Below are 20975 nucleotides of genomic sequence, written 5' to 3' on the forward strand. Positions count from 1 at the left end.
CATGACGCAGACCGGGGAACGCCGCCGCCCGGCCGAACCCGGTCGGCGTCCGAGCAGGGACCGGGTTCACCGGGCTAACCGGGCTCAACAGGCGAAGGCCCGGCGCGGCAAGCGGTCCGTCCAGGACCGCCGCCGCACCACCCGGCCGGTCAAGCGCAGGGAGATGCGGCGGCGCTGGGTCGCGCTGCTTTCGGTGCTGACCGTCGTCGCCGTCGTCTACCTGCTGTGGTTCAGCTCGATGCTGGGCGTGCGGCAGGTGGACGTCGCCGGGGCGAATTCCGTGCCCGCGGACCAGATCCGCGCCGCGGCGGCGGTGCCGGACCAGAAACCGATGCTGCGCCTGGACACCGACGACATCCGCGACCGGGTGGCGCAGATGCCCGGCATCGCCACCGTCGACGTCTCCCGGTCCTGGCCGGGCACACTCGAGATCACCGTGACCGAACGCGCCGCGATCGCGTTCTTCGACAGCGGGCCCGGCGGCGACGGCGTGCACCTCGTCGACGGTGGGGGAGTGGTGTTCAAGACCGTCAAGGAGCGGCCCACGGGGTTGCCCGAGCTGAAGCTGCCCTTGGTGTCGGCCGACGACCCGGTGACCCGCGCGGTGACCGGCGTCCTCGGCGTGATCCCGCAGCAGTTGTCGAAGCAGGTCATCACCGCGACGGCGAAGACGCCCGGCAGCGTCGAGTTCGCGCTGGCCGACGGGAAGACGGTGCGCTGGGGGACCTCGGCCGACACCGAACGCAAGGCGAAGGTCCTCGCCGCGCTTCTCACCCGCGAAGGGAAGGTCTTCGACGTCTCGGCACCCGACCTGCCCACCGTCTCCTGACACGTTTCGTCCTCTAGTTGCGGTAGTTCGCGCTGCCAACTACCGCAACTAGAGGACGAAACGCGAGGGAGGGGGTCAGGGGGTGACCAGGGTTTCGATGCCGTCCAGCATGCGCTCCAAGCCGAACGTGAAGGTCTCATTGGCGGCTTCGCAGGTGTCCGAGTCGTAACCCCCGCTTTCCCATATCCGGGTCATTCCCGGATGCCGCTCCACGTCGAAGTACTTCTCCCAGAACACCGACCGCTGCACCCACCAGGCATCGGTCGACTGCCCGGTCCGCCGCTCGACCTGGGCGGTCTCGGCCGAAAACGCCGCGTTCGCCTGGACGTAGATTTCGATGCTGTTGGCGGCCGCGGCCGCCTCGCGCGGCGCCAGCCCGATGTCCGACACGGCCGCGATCAGGTACTCCTGGCCAGCCATCAGCCCCGGTCCGAGCACCGGCCGCACCATCGACGTCGAGCGCAGCCACGGATGCGCCCGGAACACGGCCAGGGTGCGCTCGGCGTAGAGCCGCACCTGTTCGCGCCAGCCGTCCGGCCGGGGATCACCGGGGCCGGGGAGGTCACGCTCGGCGAGCACCGAGTCCACCATGAGGTCGAGCAGTTCCGTCTTGCCGGGGACGTAGGTGTAGAGCGTCATCGTGCCGGCGCCGAGTTCCTTGGCGATCTGGCTCATCGACACGGTCGCCTCACCCGCGCCGTCGGCGAGCGCGACGGCGGTGGAGATCACCTGGTCGAGGGTCAGTTTCGGCTTCCGACCCCTGGTCGGCTGCCGGGCGTCGCCACGGTCACGCCACAACAGATCGAGACTGCGCTCGAAGTCCATCCACACTCCACTCGGCCGCGTAGCTGGATTCTACATTCTCGTATGAGGTACGGTTAAACCATATCCGTAGGACGTACGAAAAGGAGTGGGGAATCGTGACGATCCTGGTGACCGGCGCGACCGGCAGTGTCGGCAGGCTGCTGGTCGACGAACTGGTGCGGGCCGGAGCGCCGGTGCGGGCGCTGACCGTCAACCCGGTGAAGGCGGCACTTCCGGAGCAGGTGGAGGTCGCCAAGGGCTACCTTGGCAAGCCGGAGACGCTGCCTGAAGCCCTGAAGGGCATCGAGACCGTGTACCTGGCGCCGCTGGCGGACACGGTGGACGACTTCGTGAAGCTGGCGAAGGAAGCGGGAGTGCGCCGAGTGGTGGCGCTTTCGGGCAACAACGCCGACGACCCGGCGGAGAACTCGAGCGGTGTGGCCTACGCGATCGTCGAGAAGGCGGTCCGCGAGGCGGGCTTCGACTGGACGTTCCTGCGGCCGGGCGCGTTCATGAACAACACCCTCGGCTGGGCGGGGACGATCAAGTCCGAACGCGTGGTCCGCGAGGCCTACGCCGAAGCGCGGATGACGCCGATCGACCTCGGGGACATCGCCGCCGTCGCGGCACACGTCATCCTGACCGAAGGGCACGTCGGCAAGAAGCACACCCTGAGCGGGCCGACGGCGATCAGCCAGCGCGAACAGGTCGCCGCCATCTCGGCCGCGCTCGGCGAGGAGGTCACTTTCCAGGAGCTCACCCGGGAGGAGGCGAACAAGCAGTGGGCCGACGCCGGGATTCCGCCGGAGATCTCCGAGTGGCTGCTCGACGGCTTCGCGTACTTCACCGAGAACCCCGACACGCCGACGGGCGTCGTCGAGGAACTCACCGGACGGCCCGGTGTCAGCTACGCGGAGTGGGCCGTGGCGAACGTCGAAGCCTTCCGCTGAAGTCGAGGCCCTGATACCGAGCTGGCCGTTTCGCGTGATTGGCTGGACGGCACGGGTGAGCCGATGGACGACACGCGTGACGGGATGGACGGCACGTGCGCGGCCGGGTTACGCAGCGAGTCGTCCCGCTGGTCACGCGAAACCGTCGGCGGCGCACCGCGGTAGGTACCTAAGACACCCTTGGCCCTCTCGAATCACCACTCACGAGGCCTTTGGCTGAACGCTCAGCGTGCCCGGCGGGGGAGGCGGGTCGGCAGCGGCGCACCCCGCCGTGGCCGGTCCGCCGTCGCCGAAGCGGGTGGCTGGGGTGGCGGGGAAGATCGTTGCGGCTGGGGCAGCGGAGGCGGCGCCTGCGACTCACGGGGCCAAGCGGGGGTGATCATCGCCTGCGCCCCGACCCGGCGGACCGGCAGCCCGTGCGCCTCGCGGGCGGGCAGGCCGGGCCAGATCTCACCCGCCTCCTTGGCGGCGTTGCGGATCGCGGTGCCTTCGAGCGAGGTGTGCGTCTCCTCGATGTCGCGGTCGAGCCACTGGACGACGAACTCCAGCGGCCCGGCGGGCGGCAGCGGCCACAAGAAGATCTCGTGGTCGACGTGGAACGACGTACCGCTCAGCCCTTGCGCGCGCAGCACCGGCTGGTCCGGTTTCGACGCGGACGGCACGGAGATGGTCTCCGAACTGGCCCGGCGGCCGTCGGGGAAGAGCACCCCGACGAGCAGCGCGTTGTAGTCCGGGACCCGGCGGTGGTCGATCAGGCCTTCGCCGGGATCGCCGGGAAGGAGGTCCCGCGAGTACACCGACAGCTGGAAGGACACCGCCTCCGGCCACACCTCGATGCCGCGCAGCGCCACGATGGTTCGTTCGGCGCGGCCGAGCGGCATCGACCAGGGCAGGATCGCCGGGACGATGTGCTCGTGCGGCGAGTCGACCCAGGGGCGGCCGTTGTAGCCGAACAGTTCCTGCTCCGGCACCGGGAACAGGGGACGGCTGCGCGGGCCGGCCGTGAAGAAGCTCATCGCGGATCGAATGGGGCGAACCTGGCTGACACGCCACTCACGCCGTCAAAGACCACCATGCGCTTCACGGTATCCGATGACCGGCCCGGTACTGAACGGTTTCAGTGCACCTTTCGCGTCACCCGAAGCCCCTGAGCCGCACTTTCGTGCCCTTCGGCACCTTGGTGCCCGGCTGCGGATCCTGCTGCAGGACGAAGTCGAAACCACCGTTTCCGCCGCCGTGGCCGTTGCCGTTTCCGCGACCCTCACGGTCGGCTTCCAGGCCCGCCTGGCGCAGGATCTGGATCGCCTCTTCCATCCGCTTGAAGGTCACGTTCGGTACTTCGACGGCGTTCGAAACGAAAACTCCGATCCGGCGGTTGCTCGCCTTGCCGCCGCCCTTCGGATCGGTGCGGGTCACCTGGCCGGCGGCGAGCTGGTCGGAGAACTCCTCGCCAGCCTGGAACGGCTGGAAACCCGCCTGCTGCAGCAGCGCGAACGCGGCGTCCTTGGCCTGGCCCGTGACGTCCGGGACCGGCGGCAGCGGCTCGGGACCCTTGGACAGGACGATGGTGACCTGCCCGCCGATGTTCAGCTGCGAACCGGGACTCGGGTCGACACGGATCACCTTGTTCTTGGCGACGTCGCTGAACTCCTGCTCACCCTGGACCGGGGTGAGCTGCGCGGCCTTGATCGCCGTTTCCGCGTCCTGCTGGCTCGTCCCGGCCTGGATGTCCGGCACGATCGGGCGGCCCTTGGACAGCACGACGTCGACCGTGGCGCCCGGCGCGAGCGAGGTGCCCGCCGCGGGGTCGGACCGGATCACCGTGTGCTGCGCGGCGGTGTCGCTGTACTCCTCGGTGTAGACGGGGGTCAGCTTCGCCGACCGGAGCGCGTCACCGGCGGCGGCCTGGTTCATCCCGGCCAGTTTCGGCACGGACGACGAGGTCGGGCCGGTGTCGTTGAGGATGAACGCGAACGCGCCGATCAGGCCGCCGATGATCACCACCGCGGCCGCGATCATCAGGTAGAGACGCTTGCGCGACCGCGGCTGGTCGTCGTTTGCGGTCGGTTGGGGACGAGGGGGAGGCGTCCGGGGCGGCTGGGCGGCGGGCACCTGTGGTTCCCGGTGCAGCGCCTGCGTTCCGCGCGGCCCGGTGACCGGCATGGTCGCCTCGGTGACCGGCGTCAGCACCGCGGTCGCCAAGGCGGAATTCACCGCCGGGACGGCCGGGATACCGGGGGTGGTGCGCTCCGCGTCGGTCTCCCGGTCGGCGTCCGGCGGCAGCGGCACGGGCACCGGGACCGCCGGGATGCCGAGGACGGTGCGCAGGTGGTGCAGCTCGGCGAGGAACACCGCGGCGTCGGCCGGGCGCAGCTCGGGGTCGCGGCGGGTGGCGCGCAGGATCAGCTCGTCCAGTTGCGGCGGGATCCCCGGCCGCAGTTCGCTCGGGCGCGGGACGTCGTCGTTGACGTGCCGGTACGCCACCGAGATGGCGGTGTCGCCGGTGTAGGGCGCGCGCCCGGTGAGCATTTCGTACAGCAGGATCCCGGCCGAGTAGACGTCGCCGCGCGAGGTGGTCGCGCCGGTGGCGACCTGTTCGGGCGAGACGTAGGCGACCGTGCCGAGGATGACGCTCGAACTCGTGGTGCCCGCGCTCGCGATCGCGCGGACCAGGCCGAAGTCGCCCACCTTGACCACGCCGCCCGAAAGCGCGGTGCCGCCGCGGCCGATGAGGATGTTCTCCGGTTTGACGTCGCGGTGCACCAGTCCGGCGGCGTGCGCCGCGGCCAGCGCGGACAGCACCGGCTCGGTGATGCTCAGCGCGAGCGGGACGTCCAGCGGGCCGCGTTCGGAGAGCAGCTCGCGCAGGGTCCCGCCGTCGACGAGCTCCATGACCAGGAACGCACGGCCGGATTCCTCCCCGCCAGGGGTGTCGAAGCCCTGGTCGTGCACGGCCACCACGTGCGGGTGGTGCAGCCGGGCCGCCGAGCGGGCCTCCCGTTCGAAGCGCTCGACGAACGACCTGTCGTCGGCGAAGCGCGGGTCCATGATCTTGATGGCGACCTGGCGGTCCAAGCGGGTATCGACGCCGCGGTACACCGACGACATCCCACCGCGTGCGAGCAGCTTGTCCACCCGGTAGCGGCCCTCGAGCAGAGTGCCCACCAGAGTGGGGTCCGTGCGTGTCACGGCTATGGATCGTACGGAGGTGCCCATGTTCTGGTGTACGGGACCTGGCTCACCTGGGATCACGATTTCGGCTATTTCCTCGAATCAGCGGTATGCGTGATCGTATGGATACTCTCCGTCATGTCCACGCCGTCACCCATGCGTCCCAGCGGAGCGATAGACGGAATGTGGCACAGTGTCACCTGTGAGTGGGATTCCCGTCGCCGACGACGTTCTCGGTGCAGATGTGGCCGTTCTTCCGCTTCCGGAGGTCGCGACCGCGCTGAACATTTCGGCCAACAAGGTGCGCCAGATGCTACGTGACGGTCATCTGATCGCCGTCCGGCGCAAGGGTGAGCTATACGTCCCGGCCGCGTTCCTGGTGAAGGACGGCGTGGTCAAGGGCCTGGCGGGCACCATCACCGTGCTCGCGGACTCCGGCTTCAGCAGGACGGAGATGCTGCGCTGGCTTTTCGCCGAGGATGAGACCCTGCCGGGAGCCACCCCGGTCAACGCGCTTCGCACCAGCCATGGCACCGAGGTCAAGCGGCGCGCGCAGTCGATGGCATTCTAGACGTCCTGAACAGGACATACGTCGCGGCGGCGAGCAACTGGCAGCCCGCCGCGGCACCCAGTGCGGTGGTTACGGAGAGTGCGCTCAACAGTCCCGCGGCCGCGGCACCCGTCGCGAGTCCGTGATCTTCACGCTCGCCGCCGTCGCGAAAACCTGGGCTCGCACTTCCGCGGGCGCTTCGCGATGCCGGATGGCGAAGAGCGCCGAAAGCTGCGGTCCTTCGGCGAACCCGGCGAGTAGGGCCGCGGCTGTCAGGGTCACCACGTCGGGTCCGGCGGCCGTGAGCAGGAAGCGCAGGTAGGCAACCCGGAACGCTATGAACGGGACTTTCATCGCAAAATCTGCACTGAAAGTCCCGTTCGTCACACATGAAACGGATTCAGCTCTGCTTGTCCCGCCACTGGATCCAGGACCGCAGCTTGTCGAGGTTGAAGTCCGGCCCGCCGGTCGCCACGGTGAACAGCGAGACACCCTGCTCCAGCAGCTTCGGACCCAGCTCCTCGGGCTCGCCCTCGACGGCGACCGAACGCTCGATCTCCTTCGGGTCCCGGCCGACGTCGGCGCAGTGCTGGTCGAGGATCTTGACCTTCCGCTCGACGACCTCCGGGTCGCCGAAGCCGTGCCAGATATCGGCGTGCTTCGCGACCAGGCGAAGCGTCTTCTTCTCGCCGCCGCCACCGATCAGGACCGGGATCTTGCGGACCGGCTGCGGGTTCAGCTTCCCGAGCCTGCTCTCGATCCGGGGGAGTGCCTCGGCGAGGTTGTCGAGCCGCCCGCCGGCGGTGCCGAATTCGTAGCCGTACTCGTCGTAGTCCTTCTCGAACCACCCGGAGCCGATGCCGAGGATCAGCCGTCCGTCGGAGATGTTGTCGACGGTGCGGGCCATATCGGCCAGCAGTTCGGGATTGCGGTAGCTGTTGCACGTCACCAGCGCGCCGATCTCGACCCGTGACGTGGATTCCGCCCAGGCGCCCAGCATGGTCCAGCACTCGTAGTGCAGGCCCTCGGGCTCACCGTACAGCGGATAGAAGTGGTCCCAGTTGAACACGATGTCCACACCGAGGTCTTCGGCCTCCGAAGCCGCCCGGCGGATCGCCTTGTACTCGGCGTGCTGCGGCTGCAGCTGGACGCCGATCCGGATCTTCCTGTTCGAAGCAGTGGTCATGTTCGCACCTTAAGCCTGGAGTTGCTCCACGCGCTCGTCAGTAACTTCGCCCACGCGACGGCCGCGCGACGACGGCGAGGGACGACCGCGCGGGTGTTCAGCACGTCGTAACCGAGGGCCACGATCTCGTCGAGGATGCCCTCGTAGAGCACGAGCGCGGTCCGCACGCAGTCCCGGGATTCCTCGCGCAGCAACGGGATTCCCGCTTCGGCCCGGCGGTACACCGCCCGGTTGCGCGCCACCGCCACGGCGAGCGCGCGCCGTACCCGCCGGTCCGGCAGGCCGCGGGCACGTGACCATGCGAGCAGTTCGCGGTCGACGCCGAACGCGGCCAGTTCCTCGGTGGGCAGGTACAGCCGCCCCCGGTCGAGGTCCTCGCCGACGTCGCGCAGGAAGTTGGTCAGCTGGAACGCCTCGCCCAGCGCGGCGGCACCGGGTTCGGCGTCGGGGATCGGGACGACGGTACCGAAGACCGGCAGCATCTGCAGGCCGATCACCTCGGCCGAACCGTGGATGTAGTCCTTGAGGTCGGCGTAGGTCGCGTATTCGGTGACCTTGAGGTCCATCGCCATCGATCGCAGGAACGCGTCGAACAGGTCGCGGTCCAGGTCGTGGCGCCGCACGGTGTCGGCGAGCGCGGCCAGCACCGGATCGGCGGGCGTGCCGCCGTCGAAGACCTGCCCGACCAGTCCGGCGACCTCGTCGAGCGCGAACGCCGGATCGGTGCCGGGCGTGGGATTGTCGACCAGTTCGTCCGCCATCCGCGCGAAGCCGTACAGCGCGTGCGCAAACGGCCGTGTCCGCGACGGCAGCAGCCGGGTCGCGAGGAAGAAGGTGCGGCCGTAGCGGGCGTTGATGCGGCGGCATTCGGTGTACGCCGCCCGTAACGCCGGCTGGGTGATGCCCGCGGCGTCGAGTTCCTTCATCGGCCGGTGACCCTTCCCGCCGCGAGTCTGCCGGAGATCACCACCGGCGGGATGCCGACGCCCGGTGTGGTCCCGCAGCCGGCCAGCACGACGTTCTCCGCCGCCCGCATCAGGTTTCCCGGCCGGAACGGGCCGGTCTGGGCGAAGGTGTGCGCGAGCGAGAACGGGGTTCCCGCGGTGAGGCCGCGCTCCGCCCAGCCCGCCGGAGTGATCGTCTCGTCGATGGCGAAGTCGTCCGCGAACCCGGTGAGGCCGCGTTTTTCCAGTGTCCGCAGGAGTTCCGTCCGATAAGCGGGCCCGACCCTGCCCCAGTCGATCTTGCCGCGGCGCAGGTTCGGCGCCGGGGCCAGCACCGAGATCACCTGGTCGCCGCCGGGGGCGAGCCCCGGTTCGGTCGCGGTCGGCCGAGTCACCAGCAGTGACGGATCGCTCATCAGCCTGCCCTCGCGGATGATCTCCGAAAACGTCTTTTCCCAGGCGTGGCCGAAGAAAATGGTGTGGTGGCCCAGTTCCGGCCAAATTTTCGGCGTATGTCCGTGCAGCACGACAGCCGACGGCGAGTACCGCAGCGGCAGCGGACGCCGGGGACGGGCGCCGAGCAGCCGGTACGCGGTGCCGAGTTCGGTCGCGAGAACCACGGTGTCGCAAGGGATCCGCTCACCGGAGCGGGTTCGCACCGCGCGCACCCGCGAGGAAACCCTTTCCAGCCAAGCGGCTTCGGTGCCGAATCGCAGTTCCGCGCCCGCTCGTTCGGCCGCGCTCGTCATCGCCCGCGCGATCGCGCCCATCCCACCCGTCGGGTAGTAGACCCCGCCGACGGTGTCCATGAAGGAGATGACGCCGTACGCGCCGATCGCGCGCGCCGGGTCGAGTCCCGCGTAGAGCGCTTGGAAGGAGAACAGGCGACGCACCCGGTCGTCGCGCAGGAAGCCGCCGATCTTCGGGCCGAGCCGTCCGAAACCGCCCAGTGCGGCCAATTTCGCCAGCTCCGGGCGGACGAGGTCGAGCGGGGAGTCGAAGTTCGCGCCGATGAAATGGTCCTTCTGCACCGCGTACAACTCGGTGAGCCAACGCCGCAGACGACGGTAACCCTCGGCCTCGGCCGGGCCCGCGACCGCGCGGATCTCGGCCTCCATCGCCACCGCCTCGGTGTGCACGGCGATCGTGCTGCCGTCGGCGAACCGCGCGCGATAGGCCGGGTCGAGCCGGGTCAGCGTCAGGTTGTCCGCCAGGGATTCGCCGACCGCCGCGAAGGCCTCGTCGAGCAGCTCCGGCATGGTCAGCACACTGGCACCGGTGTCGACGGTATTGCCGCCGAAATCCGCCTGGCCGGCACGGCCGCCGGGAGTCTTGTCCTGCTCCAGCAGAGTCACCCGGCGTCCGGCGCCGAGCAGGTGCAGCGTCGCCGACAGCCCGGCGAGCCCGCCACCGATCACCACCACGTGGTCACTCGGACCGGTGACGGTGCGCATCAGTACGTCCGCTGGGTCGCCTTGACGACCAGCCCGGTCAACGCGGCAGGGGCGGGCTCGGCCAGATGAGCGCGGTCCAGCGCCGCCATCGCGGACTCGGTGAGCTCGTCGATGCGGCGTTCCACCGCGTCGACGGCGCCGACGTCCTGCAGTGCCTCGCGCACGGTCTCGACGGCGTCTTCGGACAGGTGCGCGTCGCCGATGGCGTCGGAGATGACCCGTGCCGCGGCGTTCTTGCCCTGCTCCGCGGCTCGCTGCAGACCCAGTGCGACCAGCAGCGTCCGCTTGCCTTCGCGCAGATCGTCGCCGGCCGGTTTCCCGGTGACCGACGGGTCGCCGAACACGCCGAGCAGATCGTCCCGCAGCTGGAACGCCACGCCGACCTCGTCACCGAACTCGCGCAGCGTCGCGATCAAGGCGTCGTCGGCGCCACCGAGTGCGGCACCGAGGTGAAGCGGGCGCATGACGGTGTACGCGGCCGTCTTGAGCTTGCAGATGTGCAGCGCCGCCTCGGGGGAGGCGTCGCCGGTGGCCTGGGTGCGGACGTCGAGGTACTGCCCGGCGAGCACCTCGGTGCGCATCGCGCGCCACGCGGGCCGCGCCGCCGCGAGGGCCGCGGGCGGGAGCGGGGCCTCGCCGAACATGTCGTCGGCCCAGGCCAGCGCGAGGTCGCCTACCAGGACGGCGGTCGCGAGCCCGAACGTGCTCGGCGAACCCAGCCAGCCGCTGTCGGCGTGGAGCTTGGCGCCCGCGATGTGCACCGTCGGCGAACCGCGGCGCGAATCGGAGGAGTCGATGAGGTCGTCGTGGATCAGCGCGCATGCCTGGATCAGCTCCAGGCTGGCCACCGCCTGCAGCACGCCTTCGACGTCCGGCCCCGCCGGATCGCCGCCCGCGCCACGCCAGCCCCACCAGGCGAACGTCGGGCGCAGGCGTTTGCCGCCGCCCAGCACGAACCCGGCCAGAGCGTCGATCCCGACTCCGACGGTCGGTTCGGTGCGGCGGATTTCGGCACCGGCGCGCTCCAGGAACCCGGCCAGCGCCCGCTCGACGTTGGCGGGCAGATCGGCGTCGTAGGCGGACGTGTCCATGAGCACATCCTCCGGGAAGGACACCGCCGTTACCCAGTCGGGTGCCTCCGAATGTGGCGAACGAGACGTCACCCCCTCACCGCAATTAGTCCTCTAGTTGCGGTAGTTGCACGCGCATGGACCGCAACTAGAGGACTAATTGCGGGTGATGTCAGGCGCGACCTTTGTCGTAGTGGCGCTTCGCCCGCGCCCGGTTCCCACAGTCCGACGAACTGCACCAGCGCCGCGACCGGTTGCGCGTGTGGTCGGTGAAGATCCAGCCGCATCCCGGCCCCTCGCATTCCCGGATCCGTTCGAAGTCCCCGGATCGCAGCAACTCCTCGCCCGCCAGCGCGAGAAAGTGCGGCAACGCGGCGGCGTTCACCAGCGGGACCGTCCAGCGCAGCGGCAAGGACGGCGCGAGTTCGGCGTGCCGGTACGCGGAGACCAGCGTCTTCCGCAGCGCCTCGACGTCCGGTGGGTCCGACACGAGCACCCGATAAAGCGTTTCGCGGAACGTCTTCACCGTCTCCAGGACGGCCTCGGAGATCTCCAGCCGCTGGTCGCCCGCGCCGACCAGGACGACCCATTCGGACAGCCGCACCGGATCGGAAAGCCGGTCGTCCCGCCTGGCCGGATCGCGCCGCCAGGAAACGGTGTTGACCAGGTCCAACGGCACGCTCCCGCCGATGCTGTCGTACCCGTCCCAGTGGCGGTCCACGAAGCCTCCTAATGGTCAAACTCAGTTTAGCTTGTTAGAGTCGAGGCATGACAACGCTCCGGCGGCCCTATCTGGCCGGCGTCCGAGTCGGCCTCGGGCTGGGTGTCGCGACCTTCGTCCTCGGTATCACCTTCGGCGCCTACAGCCAGACTCTGAACTGGGGGATCGCGGCCCCGATCGTCGCGTCGATCATCGTGTTCTCCGGCTCGGCCCAGTTCGCGATGGCCACCGCGCTGGCGGGCGGCGGCAACCTCGCCGTCGCGGTCGGCGCCGCGGCCCTGATCAACGCCCGTTTCCTACCGATGGGCGTCGCCGTCGCCAAGGACCTGCGCGGAGGTCGCCCGCGCCGCGCGTGGGAGGGGCAGGCCGTCGTCGACGGTTCCTGGGTGGCCGCCCATCTCGGCGAAGGGCGCTTCGACCGAGAGAAACTCATCGGCTGCACGCTCGTCCAGTTACCCGCGTGGGTGCTGGGCACGGTGCTCGGTGTCCTCGCCGCCCCGTCGCCGGACATCATCGCGCGCTTCGGGCTCGACGTCGTGTTCCCCGGCTTCTTCCTGGTCCTGCTCATCGATGAACTGCGCCGTTCCCGCGAGGCGGTCTGGACGGCGGCGCTCGCCGCCTGTCTGGCCGGGGTCCTGGTGCTGTTCGTCCCGGTCGGGCTCGCACTGATCGGCGCTTCGGCAGCCGCCATCGTGGGTTTGGGGGCCCGGCGATGACACTTTGGATCGCCATCGTCGCCGTCGCGCTGATCAGCGTCGGGTTCAAGGCGGCGGGCCCGGCCCTGCTCGGCGACCGGGAACTGCCGCCCCGCTTGGCGGGCGTGATCGCGCTGCTCGCGCCCGCACTGCTGGCCGGTCTGGTGCTCACCGACGTCACCGGCCAGGCCTGGACCGGGGTCGACTGGACGCTCTGCGCCGGACTGGCCGCCATCGCGGTGACCTACGTGCTGCGCGTACCGGTGCTCGCCGCGATCCTCTGCGGGGTCGTCGTCACCGCCGCGCTGCGCTTCCTGATCTAGCTCCAGAACGGTCCGGACAACCCGGCCCGCTGGAAGTACGCGGCCGCCGCGGCCGGATCGCGTCGCTGGTAGCCATGCTCGAGCCTGCCCTCGTACCAACCGGCCGCGAGCCGCCACAGCGTCGCGAGATCCAGGACGTATCCCTTGTTCTGTCCCGTTTCGGTGAGCCAACCATCCACACAGGACTCGCCGCAGAACAACCGCTGGTTGCCGCAGGTGTGCACGACGTCGTCCCACATCCGCGCCGCCGGGACCAGGAAGTGGGCGACCAGTTCACCCTTCGGTGGGGTCTGGTCGTTCACCATCAGTACCTGTGGTTCGCCACAACCACGGCAGCGGGTGGACACCAGCACCTCGGGTTCGGCCTTGACCAGATGCGGGATCGCGAACGCGTCCCACGCGCAGCCGCCCCACCAGAGCGTCCGTTCGCCCATCACGGAGAACCCCAGCGGGATCGCCGCGAACGGATGCGCCATCGTGACGTGCTCGCGAGCGTCGAGCACCAAATGCCGCTGCTCCGCGAGCCGGTGCAGCGCCTGTTTCGCCACCGCGAGCGACCCGTGGGCGGCGTCGGCCAGCTCCGGCGCCGTCGGCGGCCTCCCGCGCTCGGCGAACGCGCGGTAGACCGCGACGCGGACGTCTTCGTCCCAGCTGATGTCGTCTTCGGCGCTCATGGCTCCTGAGTCTCCCCAGGCGGGCGCCGCTCGGCAACCGCTCGCGAGTGGCTCGAGCCGCCGTCCATTGCCTGGGAGGGGGCTCCCAGCCAGCGGACTTTCCCCTTTAACATGGCGGTATGACGTCGGTGGTCGAGCGGTTGCAGGGTGATGGACCCGTGTTCTCCATCGAGTTCTTCCCGCCAAGGGACACCGCGGACGAGGCCGTGCTGTGGAAGTCGATCCGGGAACTCGAGCCACTGGACCCGGCGTACATGTCGATCACCTACGGCGCCGGCGGCTCCAGCCGCGACGGCACGATCCGCAGTATCGCCCGCGTCGCGACCGAGACCACGCTGGTGCCGATGGCGCACCTCACCGCCGTGAACCACTCGGTCGCGGAACTGCGCAATGTCATCGGCTGGTACGCCGCCGTCGGCGTGCGGAACATCCTCGCGCTGCGGGGCGACCCGCCGGGCGATGTCTACGGCGACTGGGTCCCGCACCCGCACGGGCTCAACTACGCCGAGGAACTCGTCGAACTGGTGCGGTCCCTCGGCGACTTCTGCGTCGGCGTGTCGGCCTTCCCGTACGGCCACCCGAGGTCGGCGAATCTCGAAGCCGACACCGAGTACCTCGTGCGCAAGCTCCGGGCGGGCGCGGATTTCGCGATCGCGCAGCTGTTCTTCGAACCCGAGGACTTCCTCCGCCTGCGGGACCGGGTGGCGGCCACCGGCTGCGAGGCGCTGGTCATCCCCGGTATCATGCCGCTGACCACGCTGCGGACGCTGCACACGTCGATCAAACTCTCCGGCGCTCCCGCGCCGCGGCGGCTCCTCGACCGGCTCGAACCGCTGGCCGACGACCCGAAGTCCTTCCGCGCGGCGGGGATCGACACGGTGACCGAACTGTGCGAGCGGCTTATCGCCGAAGGTGTCCCTGACCTGCACTTCTACACGTTCAACCGGTCCAAGGCCACGCGCGAGGTGGTCAGCAGGCTCGGCTTGGTCCCGGCTCGCGCGTAACTCCGTACCGAATTCGCCCCCCGTCCCGGTAGCGTGCCGGGCATGGCTTCAACCGCGCAAAGTGTGCACCAGATCTGTGAACGGTACGTCGACGAGTACGCGGCGGCCGATCCGGTCACCGCGACGACGTACGGCATCTCCGGATACGACGACCAGCTGACTGACTACTCGCCCGCCGGGTACGCGGCGCGGGCCTCGATCGCCTCCCGCGCACTGGCCGACATCGAAGCGGCCGAGCCACGCGCAGACGGCGAACGCGCGGCCAAGGCGGTCTTCACCGAGCGGATCGGGCTGATCCTGGAGATCCACGAGGCGGGTCTCGACATCGCCGAGCTGAACGTGATCGAGAGCCCCGCGCAGAACCTGCGGATGGTCTTCGACCTCATGCCCGCCGAGACCGAGTCGGACTGGGCGACCATCGCCGCCCGCATGGCCAAGATTCCCGACGCGCTCGACCAATATCGCGTGTCGCTGCTCGCCGCCGCCGACGCGGGCCACGTCTCGGCGCTCCGCCAGGTCGGCAAGGTCGCCGAGCAGGCCGAGACCTGGGCGGGGCTCAAGGAAGAGACCGGGTTCTTCACCGCGCTGATCTCCGGTGCGAAGGGCGTGAGCGCGGAGCTTCGCGCTGAACTCGAGCACTCCGCCCGCGCCGCGCAGGAGGCGTACGCGGAGTTCGCCGGATTCCTCCGCGCCGAGCTCGCCCCGCGGGCGCCGGTCAAGGACGCCGTCGGCGCCGAGGTGTACCAACTGTGGTCCCGGGTGTTCACCGGAGCCACCCTCGACCTGGACGAGGCCTACTCCTGGGGCTGGGCCGAGTTCACCCGCATCGAAGCGGAGATGCGCGAGGTCGCCGGCCGGATCAAACCCGGCGCCACCCTCGCCGAGGCGGCCGCCGTCCTCGACGCCGATCCGAAGTACGTCGTGCGCGGCCGGTCGGAATTTCAGGCCTGGATGCAGAATCTGTCCGACAACGCGCTGAAGTCGTTGCGCGGCAAGCACTTCGATATCTCCGACCAGGTCATGGAGCTGGAGTGCAGGATCGCCCCGCCCGGCGGCACGGTCGGCGCGTACTACACCGGCCCGAGCGAGGACTTCTCCCGCCCCGGCCGCATGTGGTGGTCGCTGCCGCAGGGCCGGGAGGAGTTCACCACCTGGCGTGAGGTCAGCACCGTCTACCACGAGGGCGCTCCGGGCCACCACCTGCAGATCGCGACCGCCGTCGACCAGTCCGAGTCGTTGAACAAGTACCAGCGGCTGCTGGCGTTCACCTCCGGGCACGCCGAGGGCTGGGCGTTGTACTCCGAGCGGCTGATGGAAGACCTCGGGTTCCTCGCCGACGACGGGGAACTGTTCGGCATGCTGTCCGAGCAGCTGTTCCGCGCCGCGCGCGTGATCGTCGACATCGGTATGCACCTGGAATTGGAGATCCCGGCGGGCACCGGCTTCCACGAGGGCGAGCGGTGGACGCCCGAACTCGGCCTGGAGTTCATGCTCACCCGGACCGTCACCGACCCGGCCCACGTGCACGACGAGATCGACCGCTACCTGGGCTGGCCGGGGCAGGCGCCGTCGTACAAGCTCGGCGAACGCCTCTGGCTCGCCGCGCGCGACGAGGCCCGTGCCCGGCAGGGCGACGCCTTCGACATCAAGCAGTTCCACACGCGGGCGCTGGCGCTGGGCGGGATGGGGCTGGACACGCTGCGGGAGATGCTGGCCGCGCTGGACTGAGCCCGCTCTCGCTACTCGTGCGGGCGATCGCGCCACGGCGGAAGCTGTGACGAAGGTCGCGTTCATAGTGAATCTGCTGTGAACGCGTCCTTCATCGCAGCCTTTCATCCGTCGTGGGAGCGTCGGCCGAGGAGTATGTGAAGGGCGCCTTCCCCGCATGACACGCGGTGAAGGGCGCTTTCCCCGTATCGCACGCGGTGAAAGTCCCCTTCAGCCCGCTACAAGCCTGCGGACCGCAAAGCACGTGCGCACGCCGCCCCTCCTTGCTACGTTCCCTCCGTGCACCGGATCTTTCTCGTCACCCCACCCCCCGCCTCCTGAGCGGGGTGTGCCTGGCCGCGCGGCGTTCCAGCCGCCCGGCCGATCCGTGATGCGCTGAAAGCACCCCGCGTCGTCGAAGTCCCTTCCGACAGACACAGACGCAGGAGCGTTTTTCCCATGTCCCTTGCCGTACCCACGCGCGCCCGATCGTCGGCCGCACTGGTCCTCGCCGGCGTCCTCTGGGGAACCGGTGGCCTCGCCGGATCCCTGCTCGCCTCCCGCGCGGGACTCCATCCGCTGAGCGTCGCCGCGTACCGGCTGCTCGTCGGCGGTCTGATCGCCACCGGCTACCTCTGGCTCACCGGAGGCCTCCGCGGCCTTCCCCGCACACCACCGGCCCGCCGTCGCCTTCTGGTGGTCGGCGTGCTGTTCGCCCTCTTCCAGACCAGCTATTTCGCCGCGGTCTCGCTGAGTTCCGTGAGCGTCGCGACCATGACCACCATCGGCAGCGCCCCCGTGCTGCTCACCGTCGCGACGGTCGTCAAAACCCGGCGCTTGCCCGGGGCGTGGACGCTGGTGTCCTTGGCCGGTTCCCTCGTGGGACTCGCGCTGCTGCAGTGGACGCCGGGGCAGCAGGCCGACCTCGCCGGCGTGCTGTTCGCACTGGTCGCCGCGGCCGGGTTCGCCGCGCTGACGCTGGTCACCGCGACCCGCGTCGAGGGCCTGGATCCCTTGCCCACCACCGCTTTCGGCTGCCTGATCGGCGGCGCGGCGCTCACTCCCGCCGCGCTGTGGTTCGGGATGGCCGTGCCGCCGCAACCTGGCGTGCTCGCGCTCGTCCTCTACTTCGGTGTCGTGCCCACGGCGCTGGCGTACGCCGCGTACTTCCGCGGCCTCGAAAGCGCGCATCCCGTGCTGGCCGCGTTGTCCGCCCTGCTCGAACCGCTGACCGCCGCCCTGCTGTCCATGGTCGTGCTCGGCGAACGGCTCGGCGCCGTCGGCTGGTGCGGCGCGGCGGTGCTGATCGCCGCGCTCGCCGTCGCCTACTCCAGGCCCTAGTCGCTGCCGGAGTGAGCCTGTTCGCGGTCTTCGCGCACCGCCTGGATCACGAAGCCCATCGAACAGACTTACTCCGGCAGCGCCTGGAGCGGCAGCGTCCGGCCGAGGATCGCGAACGGCCGAGGATCGCCGGCGAAGTGGTAGTCCCGCAGCACATCGACGAAGCCGACCCGCCGGTACAGGTTCCAGGCCCGGCTGGTGCCCTCCGGCGTGGAAAGGAGGACGTGGGCGCTGGGCACGCCGTCGAGCAGCCGTCGCAGGAGATCCTCGCCGATCCGCTTCCCCTGGCTCGCGGGGCTGACGTGGATCTCGGTGAGTTCGAAGTAGTCGGTCATCCAGTGCTCGGTGGCGGCCTGGCCCTCGCGGCGGGTCAGGCCGTGGCGGACCTGCTCATGCCACCACTGGCCACCGCGGCCCTTGTAGCCGTAGGCGAGCCCGAGCAGGACGCCGTCCGCGTCGAGCGCGGCCATGCAACGCCAGCCTTCGCGCAGCGCGTGCGTGAGCCACATCGGCGCCCGTTGTTCCGCCGTGCCTTCTGGGTAGCGCATGGCGTCGACGTAGATGGTCAGCGCCTCGGGGAGCCGGGCGCGGAACTCGTCCGCGGACAGCTGGACGTAACGGGTGCATTCCGAGGACATCGCGGTCACGGGCGCCCATCCTGCCCGCCGCCCGCGACGGCCGCGGGAGTGCCCCCGGTCAGCGCGACGAGCCCGTCGAACGTCGTGGGGTACACCGACTTCGGATGCCCGGCGGCGGCCCAGACGACGTCGTGGGCGCGCAGCGCGGTGTCGACGACGGTGGTCAACGCCGTCGGATGCCCGACCGGCGCGACCCCGCCGATCGGCTGCCCGGTGTGCTCGCGGACGAAATCCGCGTCCGCCTTGCCGACCTCGTCGGCGCCGGTCAGCGAGGCCAGGAGCGCGGTGTCGGCGCGGTGCGCGCCGGAGGTCATGGCGAGCAGGGCGGTCTCGGAGCCGCTGGTACGACTGCGGAACACGAGGCTGTTCGCGATCGCGCCGACCTCGACACCGAGCGCTTCGGCGGCTTGCGCGGCCGTGCGGACTTCGGCGGGGAGGATCCGGATCCCGTCGGCGGCGGCCTGCTGACCCGCCTCCGCGAGCGCGGCCGCGACCTTGGCCACCGAGGGGTGGCCGGACTGGTCGATGGTGCTCATGAGCCTATGAGATCACGTGGCCGATCCCGTGTCCCGCACCACATGCGGCGATCACCCGGCTACGGGGTCGAGGCTGCCGGGGTTGAAGAAAGGGGCGCTTCAGGGTTACATTGGTCTTGTTCGAACAGACGTTCGACATTCGGTGAGCGCGCACCGGTAGGTGTCCGGAGCGGGGGCGGGGGAAGCGCCTCGGCGCCGGGCACCGGCCGGCGCTCACGTACAGGAGGAGGGTCGTCATGTCCGTTTCGGTCGTGTCCCCCGACGAAGCCAAGAGGCCGGGTGGCGCCGCACAGCCCGCCCTGCCGATGTCGTTGCGCCCGCCGGCACCACCCGCGGCGGTCTCCTTGTACGCACAGGCAAGGCGTGGCCTTGGCGAAGCAGAGCGGGAGACCGATCCCGCGGAGCGGTTCATCGGGGCGTATCTCGCCGCGCTGCGGGGCGCCGCGGCGGTGCTGGAGGCCCGCGGGCGTCCGCACCGAGGCCGCGCCCGGCCGGCGAGCGGCTGGGTGCTGCTCGAATCGGTCGCACCCGAGCTGAAGGAATGGGCGGTGTTCTTCGCGGCCAACTCCGCGACGCGGGCCGCGGCGCAGGCCGGGATCACCGGCAAGGTCACCGTCGAAACGGCGGACGAGCTGGCGCAGGCGGCCTCGGTGTTCCTGGAACTGGTGCGCCGGGTGGTACACGGGCTGTCGATGGGTGACGGGGCGTATGTGGCCTAGCGAGCAGGGTCTTTCAAAGCGCGCTTTCGAATTTCTGAGGCCTCCGCCCGAAAAGAAACACACGTGCGTGTCCTCACCTGACCAGCCGGCTTCGGTTTGAGAGACACGTTCCATGTCACCACGGAGAGGGGGTGCCCGATGGCCGGGCAGGCCATGATCGACCAGGGCAGGTTCCTGGAGGTGATCGGCGCCGAGACCGAGTTGATGGCTCAGGTGGCGCACACCGCGTCCGCCGACGCGCCGGTCCCGACCTGCCCCGGCTGGACCCTCGGCGAGGTACTCAGGCACGTGGGCAGCGTCTACCGGGTCACCCGGCGGTGGATCACCGACGGGCGGCGTCCCGAACACTGGCAGCGCAAGCCAGGGCCGGGGCAGACGCTGGAGGAGTACTTCCGCGAGGGCCGGGACGAACTCGTCGCCGAACTGTCCGCGCACGACGCGGACGAACTGGCGTCGACCTGGTGGCCGGCGGACCGCAGCTACGGGTTCTGGCGGCGGCGCATGGCGCACGAGGCGACGATCCACCGGATCGACGCGGAGAGCGCGGCCGGACGGGACGTTTCGGAGATCCCCGAAGACGTGGCACTCGACGGGATCGACGAGGCACTGGCGCTCTGGTTCGGCCAGCGGCTGCCGTTGCTGGGGCTGTCCGGCACCAAGACCGGATCGGTCGGCGTGCGCACCGCGGGCCACAACTGGATCGCCAGAGCCGGACCCACGGAAACGGTCGCCTGGCGTTGCTCGGCCGAGGATGCCCAGCGCGCGGACGATCTGGTCACCGGCAAGCCGGACAAGATCTACCGCTGGCTCTGGGGAAGAGCGGGTCCGACGGCGGTGACGGTCAGCGGAGACCAGGACATGGCGGGACAACTCTGGGCCCTTTTGCGGCTCGCGACCCGATGACCGGTCGGTGGGGAAGCCAAACCGGTCAGAAGTGTCGGTGGTTCCGGCTAGATTCACCGGTGTGACAGCGCGCCTGGTGAACCTGGTCTTCGACTCGGCCCTTCCCAGAGATCTGGCGGGTTTCTGGGAAGGGCTGTTCAGCTGGGACGCCCCGTTCCAACCGGCCTTTCGCTCCGAGCCGGGGCCCAAACAGGGAAAGAACCGGCTGCACCTGGACCTGGCGAGCCGTTCGCCGGAACACCAGGCCGAACTGGTGGACCGTGCGCTGTCCCTCGGCGCACGGCACGTCGACGTCGGCCAGGGCCCGCCGGAGGAGAAACGGGTGCCGTGGGTGGTGCTGGCGGATCCCGAGGGTAACGAGTTCTGCGTCCTCGAGCCCCGCGAGCAGTACGCGGGCACCGGCGCGATCGCTTCGGTCGTCACCGATGCTCGCGATCCGGAGCGGCTCGCGCGATTCTGGTCGGCCGCGCTGGGCTGGAAGATCAGTGTCCGCGAGGAGGCGATCGTGGGCCTGCGGCCGCCGGACGGCCGCGGCCCTTGGGTCGAGTTCCTGGCGTCCCGAGACGAGAAACAGCACCGGAACCGGCTGCGATTCGAGATCGCGCCACGGCGAGGCGGTAGCCGGACGGCCGAAGTCCGGCGCCTGCGGGAACTCGGCGCGACAGGGCTGGGTGCTGAGGCGATGGTGGACCCGGAGGGCAACGAATTCAGCGTGCTCACACCCCGCTGAGTGTTTCGCCTCGGTTGTTTCGTCCG

At 69.9% G+C, this 20975-nt stretch carries 23 protein-coding genes; 11 read left to right on the top strand and 12 right to left on the bottom strand.

Annotated elements, in window-relative coordinates; genetic code table 11:
- The first annotated feature begins 1 nt into the window (after position 1).
- Positions 2-829, top strand: coding sequence for a cell division protein FtsQ/DivIB (locus ACM6LU_RS09555; protein WP_414937269.1), 828 nt, complete (start codon positions 2-4; stop codon positions 827-829).
- Positions 830-904: 75 nt separating this feature from the next.
- On the opposite strand, the gene ACM6LU_RS09560 is transcribed toward ACM6LU_RS09555, so the two are convergent.
- Entirely contained in the window at positions 905-1654 is a 750-nt protein-coding gene (locus tag ACM6LU_RS09560) for a TetR/AcrR family transcriptional regulator (protein ID WP_414937270.1), read from the bottom strand.
- Between the two features lie 95 nt (positions 1655-1749).
- Between ACM6LU_RS09560 and ACM6LU_RS09565 the strand changes: the two genes are divergently transcribed.
- Entirely contained in the window at positions 1750-2583 is an 834-nt protein-coding gene (locus ACM6LU_RS09565) for an NAD(P)H-binding protein (RefSeq protein WP_414937271.1), read from the top strand.
- A 224-nt stretch (positions 2584-2807) separates the two neighbouring features.
- Here ACM6LU_RS09565 and ACM6LU_RS09570 read toward each other — a convergent pair whose 3' ends face one another.
- Together ACM6LU_RS09570 and ACM6LU_RS09575 are read right to left on the bottom strand one after the other, a co-directional pair.
- Positions 2808-3599, bottom strand: coding sequence for a hypothetical protein (locus ACM6LU_RS09570; RefSeq protein ID WP_414937272.1), 792 nt, complete (start codon positions 3597-3599; stop codon positions 2808-2810).
- 118 nt (positions 3600-3717) lie between these two features.
- On the bottom strand, positions 3718-5772 hold the full coding sequence (locus ACM6LU_RS09575) for a PASTA domain-containing protein (protein WP_414937273.1): 2055 nt from the start codon (positions 5770-5772) through the stop codon (positions 3718-3720).
- Positions 5773-5956: 184 nt separating this feature from the next.
- Between ACM6LU_RS09575 and ACM6LU_RS09580 the strand changes: the two genes are divergently transcribed.
- Positions 5957-6325 carry an Rv2175c family DNA-binding protein gene (locus ACM6LU_RS09580; RefSeq protein WP_414937274.1) on the top strand — a complete coding sequence of 123 codons (369 nt, stop codon included), beginning with the start codon at positions 5957-5959 and terminating at the stop codon, positions 6323-6325.
- A gap of 84 nt (positions 6326-6409) precedes the next feature.
- Here the strand turns inward: ACM6LU_RS09580 and ACM6LU_RS09585 are convergent, their stop codons facing one another.
- From ACM6LU_RS09585 to ACM6LU_RS09610, 6 genes are all read right to left on the bottom strand, one after another.
- The gene (locus tag ACM6LU_RS09585) at positions 6410-6658 is read right to left on the bottom strand and encodes a hypothetical protein (RefSeq protein WP_414937275.1); all 249 of its coding nucleotides are present in this window, start codon (positions 6656-6658) and stop codon (positions 6410-6412) included.
- A gap of 46 nt (positions 6659-6704) precedes the next feature.
- Positions 6705-7490 carry an LLM class F420-dependent oxidoreductase gene (locus ACM6LU_RS09590; RefSeq protein WP_414937276.1) on the bottom strand — a complete coding sequence of 262 codons (786 nt, stop codon included), beginning with the start codon at positions 7488-7490 and terminating at the stop codon, positions 6705-6707.
- Positions 7487-8416 (bottom strand): phytoene/squalene synthase family protein, encoded by a 930-nt coding sequence (locus tag ACM6LU_RS09595; protein WP_414937277.1) that lies wholly within the window; start codon positions 8414-8416, stop codon positions 7487-7489. Before ACM6LU_RS09595 ends, ACM6LU_RS09590 begins: the two co-directional genes overlap by 4 nt.
- Complete coding sequence (gene crtI / locus ACM6LU_RS09600) at positions 8413-9888, bottom strand: phytoene desaturase family protein (protein WP_414937278.1); 1476 nt, start codon at positions 9886-9888, stop codon at positions 8413-8415. The genes ACM6LU_RS09595 and crtI overlap by 4 nt, the downstream gene beginning before the upstream one ends.
- Entirely contained in the window at positions 9888-10979 is a 1092-nt protein-coding gene (locus tag ACM6LU_RS09605) for a polyprenyl synthetase family protein (protein ID WP_414937279.1), read from the bottom strand. The genes crtI and ACM6LU_RS09605 overlap by 1 nt, the downstream gene beginning before the upstream one ends.
- 151 nt (positions 10980-11130) lie before the next feature.
- A complete protein-coding gene (locus ACM6LU_RS09610; protein ID WP_414937280.1) occupies positions 11131-11679 on the bottom strand; it encodes a CGNR zinc finger domain-containing protein in 549 nt (182 codons plus the stop codon).
- Positions 11680-11726: 47 nt separating this feature from the next.
- Between ACM6LU_RS09610 and ACM6LU_RS09615 the strand changes: the two genes are divergently transcribed.
- On the top strand, positions 11727-12395 hold the full coding sequence (locus ACM6LU_RS09615) for an AzlC family ABC transporter permease (RefSeq protein WP_414937281.1): 669 nt from the start codon (positions 11727-11729) through the stop codon (positions 12393-12395).
- Positions 12392-12697, top strand: a complete 306-nt coding sequence (locus ACM6LU_RS09620) for an AzlD domain-containing protein (protein ID WP_414937282.1) — start codon at positions 12392-12394, stop codon at positions 12695-12697. Before ACM6LU_RS09615 ends, ACM6LU_RS09620 begins: the two co-directional genes overlap by 4 nt.
- On the opposite strand, the gene merB is transcribed toward ACM6LU_RS09620, so the two are convergent.
- The gene (gene merB / locus ACM6LU_RS09625) at positions 12694-13371 is read right to left on the bottom strand and encodes an organomercurial lyase (RefSeq protein WP_414937283.1); all 678 of its coding nucleotides are present in this window, start codon (positions 13369-13371) and stop codon (positions 12694-12696) included. The genes ACM6LU_RS09620 and merB overlap by 4 nt on opposite strands.
- 119 nt (positions 13372-13490) lie before the next feature.
- Between merB and metF the strand changes: the two genes are divergently transcribed.
- From metF to ACM6LU_RS09640, 3 genes are all read left to right on the top strand, one after another.
- On the top strand, positions 13491-14375 hold the full coding sequence (metF, locus tag ACM6LU_RS09630; protein ID WP_414937284.1) for a methylenetetrahydrofolate reductase [NAD(P)H]: 885 nt from the start codon (positions 13491-13493) through the stop codon (positions 14373-14375).
- Positions 14376-14417: 42 nt separating this feature from the next.
- Complete coding sequence (locus ACM6LU_RS09635) at positions 14418-16103, top strand: DUF885 domain-containing protein (protein WP_414937285.1); 1686 nt, start codon at positions 14418-14420, stop codon at positions 16101-16103.
- Between the two features lie 438 nt (positions 16104-16541).
- Positions 16542-17423, top strand: a complete 882-nt coding sequence (locus ACM6LU_RS09640; RefSeq protein ID WP_414937286.1) for a DMT family transporter — start codon at positions 16542-16544, stop codon at positions 17421-17423.
- A 68-nt stretch (positions 17424-17491) separates the two neighbouring features.
- On the opposite strand, the gene ACM6LU_RS09645 is transcribed toward ACM6LU_RS09640, so the two are convergent.
- Both ACM6LU_RS09645 and ACM6LU_RS09650 read right to left on the bottom strand, forming a co-directional pair.
- A complete protein-coding gene (locus ACM6LU_RS09645) occupies positions 17492-18070 on the bottom strand; it encodes a GNAT family N-acetyltransferase (protein WP_414937287.1) in 579 nt (192 codons plus the stop codon).
- Complete coding sequence (locus ACM6LU_RS09650) at positions 18067-18597, bottom strand: YbaK/EbsC family protein (protein ID WP_414937288.1); 531 nt, start codon at positions 18595-18597, stop codon at positions 18067-18069. Before ACM6LU_RS09650 ends, ACM6LU_RS09645 begins: the two co-directional genes overlap by 4 nt.
- Before the next feature lie 236 nt (positions 18598-18833).
- Between ACM6LU_RS09650 and ACM6LU_RS09655 the strand changes: the two genes are divergently transcribed.
- The 3 genes from ACM6LU_RS09655 to ACM6LU_RS09665 all read left to right on the top strand — a co-directional run bounded on the left by ACM6LU_RS09655 (position 18834) and on the right by ACM6LU_RS09665 (position 20949).
- A complete protein-coding gene (locus tag ACM6LU_RS09655) occupies positions 18834-19316 on the top strand; it encodes an SAV_6107 family HEPN domain-containing protein (RefSeq protein ID WP_414937289.1) in 483 nt (160 codons plus the stop codon).
- A gap of 138 nt (positions 19317-19454) precedes the next feature.
- Positions 19455-20219: a maleylpyruvate isomerase family mycothiol-dependent enzyme gene (locus ACM6LU_RS09660; RefSeq protein ID WP_414937290.1), complete on the top strand. Its 765-nt coding sequence runs from the start codon at positions 19455-19457 to the stop codon at positions 20217-20219.
- 61 nt (positions 20220-20280) lie between these two features.
- Positions 20281-20949: a VOC family protein gene (locus ACM6LU_RS09665; RefSeq protein ID WP_414937291.1), complete on the top strand. Its 669-nt coding sequence runs from the start codon at positions 20281-20283 to the stop codon at positions 20947-20949.
- Positions 20950-20975: the final 26 nt, after the last annotated feature.

Source organism: Amycolatopsis sp. cmx-11-51 (assembly GCF_047608665.1).
Lineage (GTDB): Bacteria > Actinomycetota > Actinomycetes > Mycobacteriales > Pseudonocardiaceae > Amycolatopsis.

Excerpts from the sequence above, each read along its gene's own strand:
- ACM6LU_RS09555 (WP_414937269.1), top strand. The coding sequence starts at position 2 with ATGACGCAGACCGGGGAACGCCGCCGCCCGGCCGAACCCGGTCGGCGT.
- ACM6LU_RS09560 (WP_414937270.1), bottom strand. The coding sequence starts at position 1,654 with ATGGACTTCGAGCGCAGTCTCGATCTGTTGTGGCGTGACCGTGGCGAC.
- ACM6LU_RS09570 (WP_414937272.1), bottom strand. The coding sequence starts at position 3,599 with ATGAGCTTCTTCACGGCCGGCCCGCGCAGCCGTCCCCTGTTCCCGGTG.
- ACM6LU_RS09585 (WP_414937275.1), bottom strand. The coding sequence starts at position 6,658 with ATGAAAGTCCCGTTCATAGCGTTCCGGGTTGCCTACCTGCGCTTCCTG.
- ACM6LU_RS09590 (WP_414937276.1), bottom strand. The coding sequence starts at position 7,490 with ATGACCACTGCTTCGAACAGGAAGATCCGGATCGGCGTCCAGCTGCAG.
- ACM6LU_RS09595 (WP_414937277.1), bottom strand. The coding sequence starts at position 8,416 with ATGAAGGAACTCGACGCCGCGGGCATCACCCAGCCGGCGTTACGGGCG.
- crtI (WP_414937278.1), bottom strand. The coding sequence starts at position 9,888 with ATGCGCACCGTCACCGGTCCGAGTGACCACGTGGTGGTGATCGGTGGC.
- ACM6LU_RS09605 (WP_414937279.1), bottom strand. The coding sequence starts at position 10,979 with ATGGACACGTCCGCCTACGACGCCGATCTGCCCGCCAACGTCGAGCGG.
- ACM6LU_RS09615 (WP_414937281.1), top strand. The coding sequence starts at position 11,727 with ATGACAACGCTCCGGCGGCCCTATCTGGCCGGCGTCCGAGTCGGCCTC.
- ACM6LU_RS09620 (WP_414937282.1), top strand. The coding sequence starts at position 12,392 with ATGACACTTTGGATCGCCATCGTCGCCGTCGCGCTGATCAGCGTCGGG.
- merB (WP_414937283.1), bottom strand. The coding sequence starts at position 13,371 with ATGAGCGCCGAAGACGACATCAGCTGGGACGAAGACGTCCGCGTCGCG.
- metF (WP_414937284.1), top strand. The coding sequence starts at position 13,491 with ATGACGTCGGTGGTCGAGCGGTTGCAGGGTGATGGACCCGTGTTCTCC.
- ACM6LU_RS09635 (WP_414937285.1), top strand. The coding sequence starts at position 14,418 with ATGGCTTCAACCGCGCAAAGTGTGCACCAGATCTGTGAACGGTACGTC.
- ACM6LU_RS09640 (WP_414937286.1), top strand. The coding sequence starts at position 16,542 with ATGTCCCTTGCCGTACCCACGCGCGCCCGATCGTCGGCCGCACTGGTC.
- ACM6LU_RS09650 (WP_414937288.1), bottom strand. The coding sequence starts at position 18,597 with ATGAGCACCATCGACCAGTCCGGCCACCCCTCGGTGGCCAAGGTCGCG.
- ACM6LU_RS09655 (WP_414937289.1), top strand. The coding sequence starts at position 18,834 with ATGTCCGTTTCGGTCGTGTCCCCCGACGAAGCCAAGAGGCCGGGTGGC.
- ACM6LU_RS09660 (WP_414937290.1), top strand. The coding sequence starts at position 19,455 with ATGGCCGGGCAGGCCATGATCGACCAGGGCAGGTTCCTGGAGGTGATC.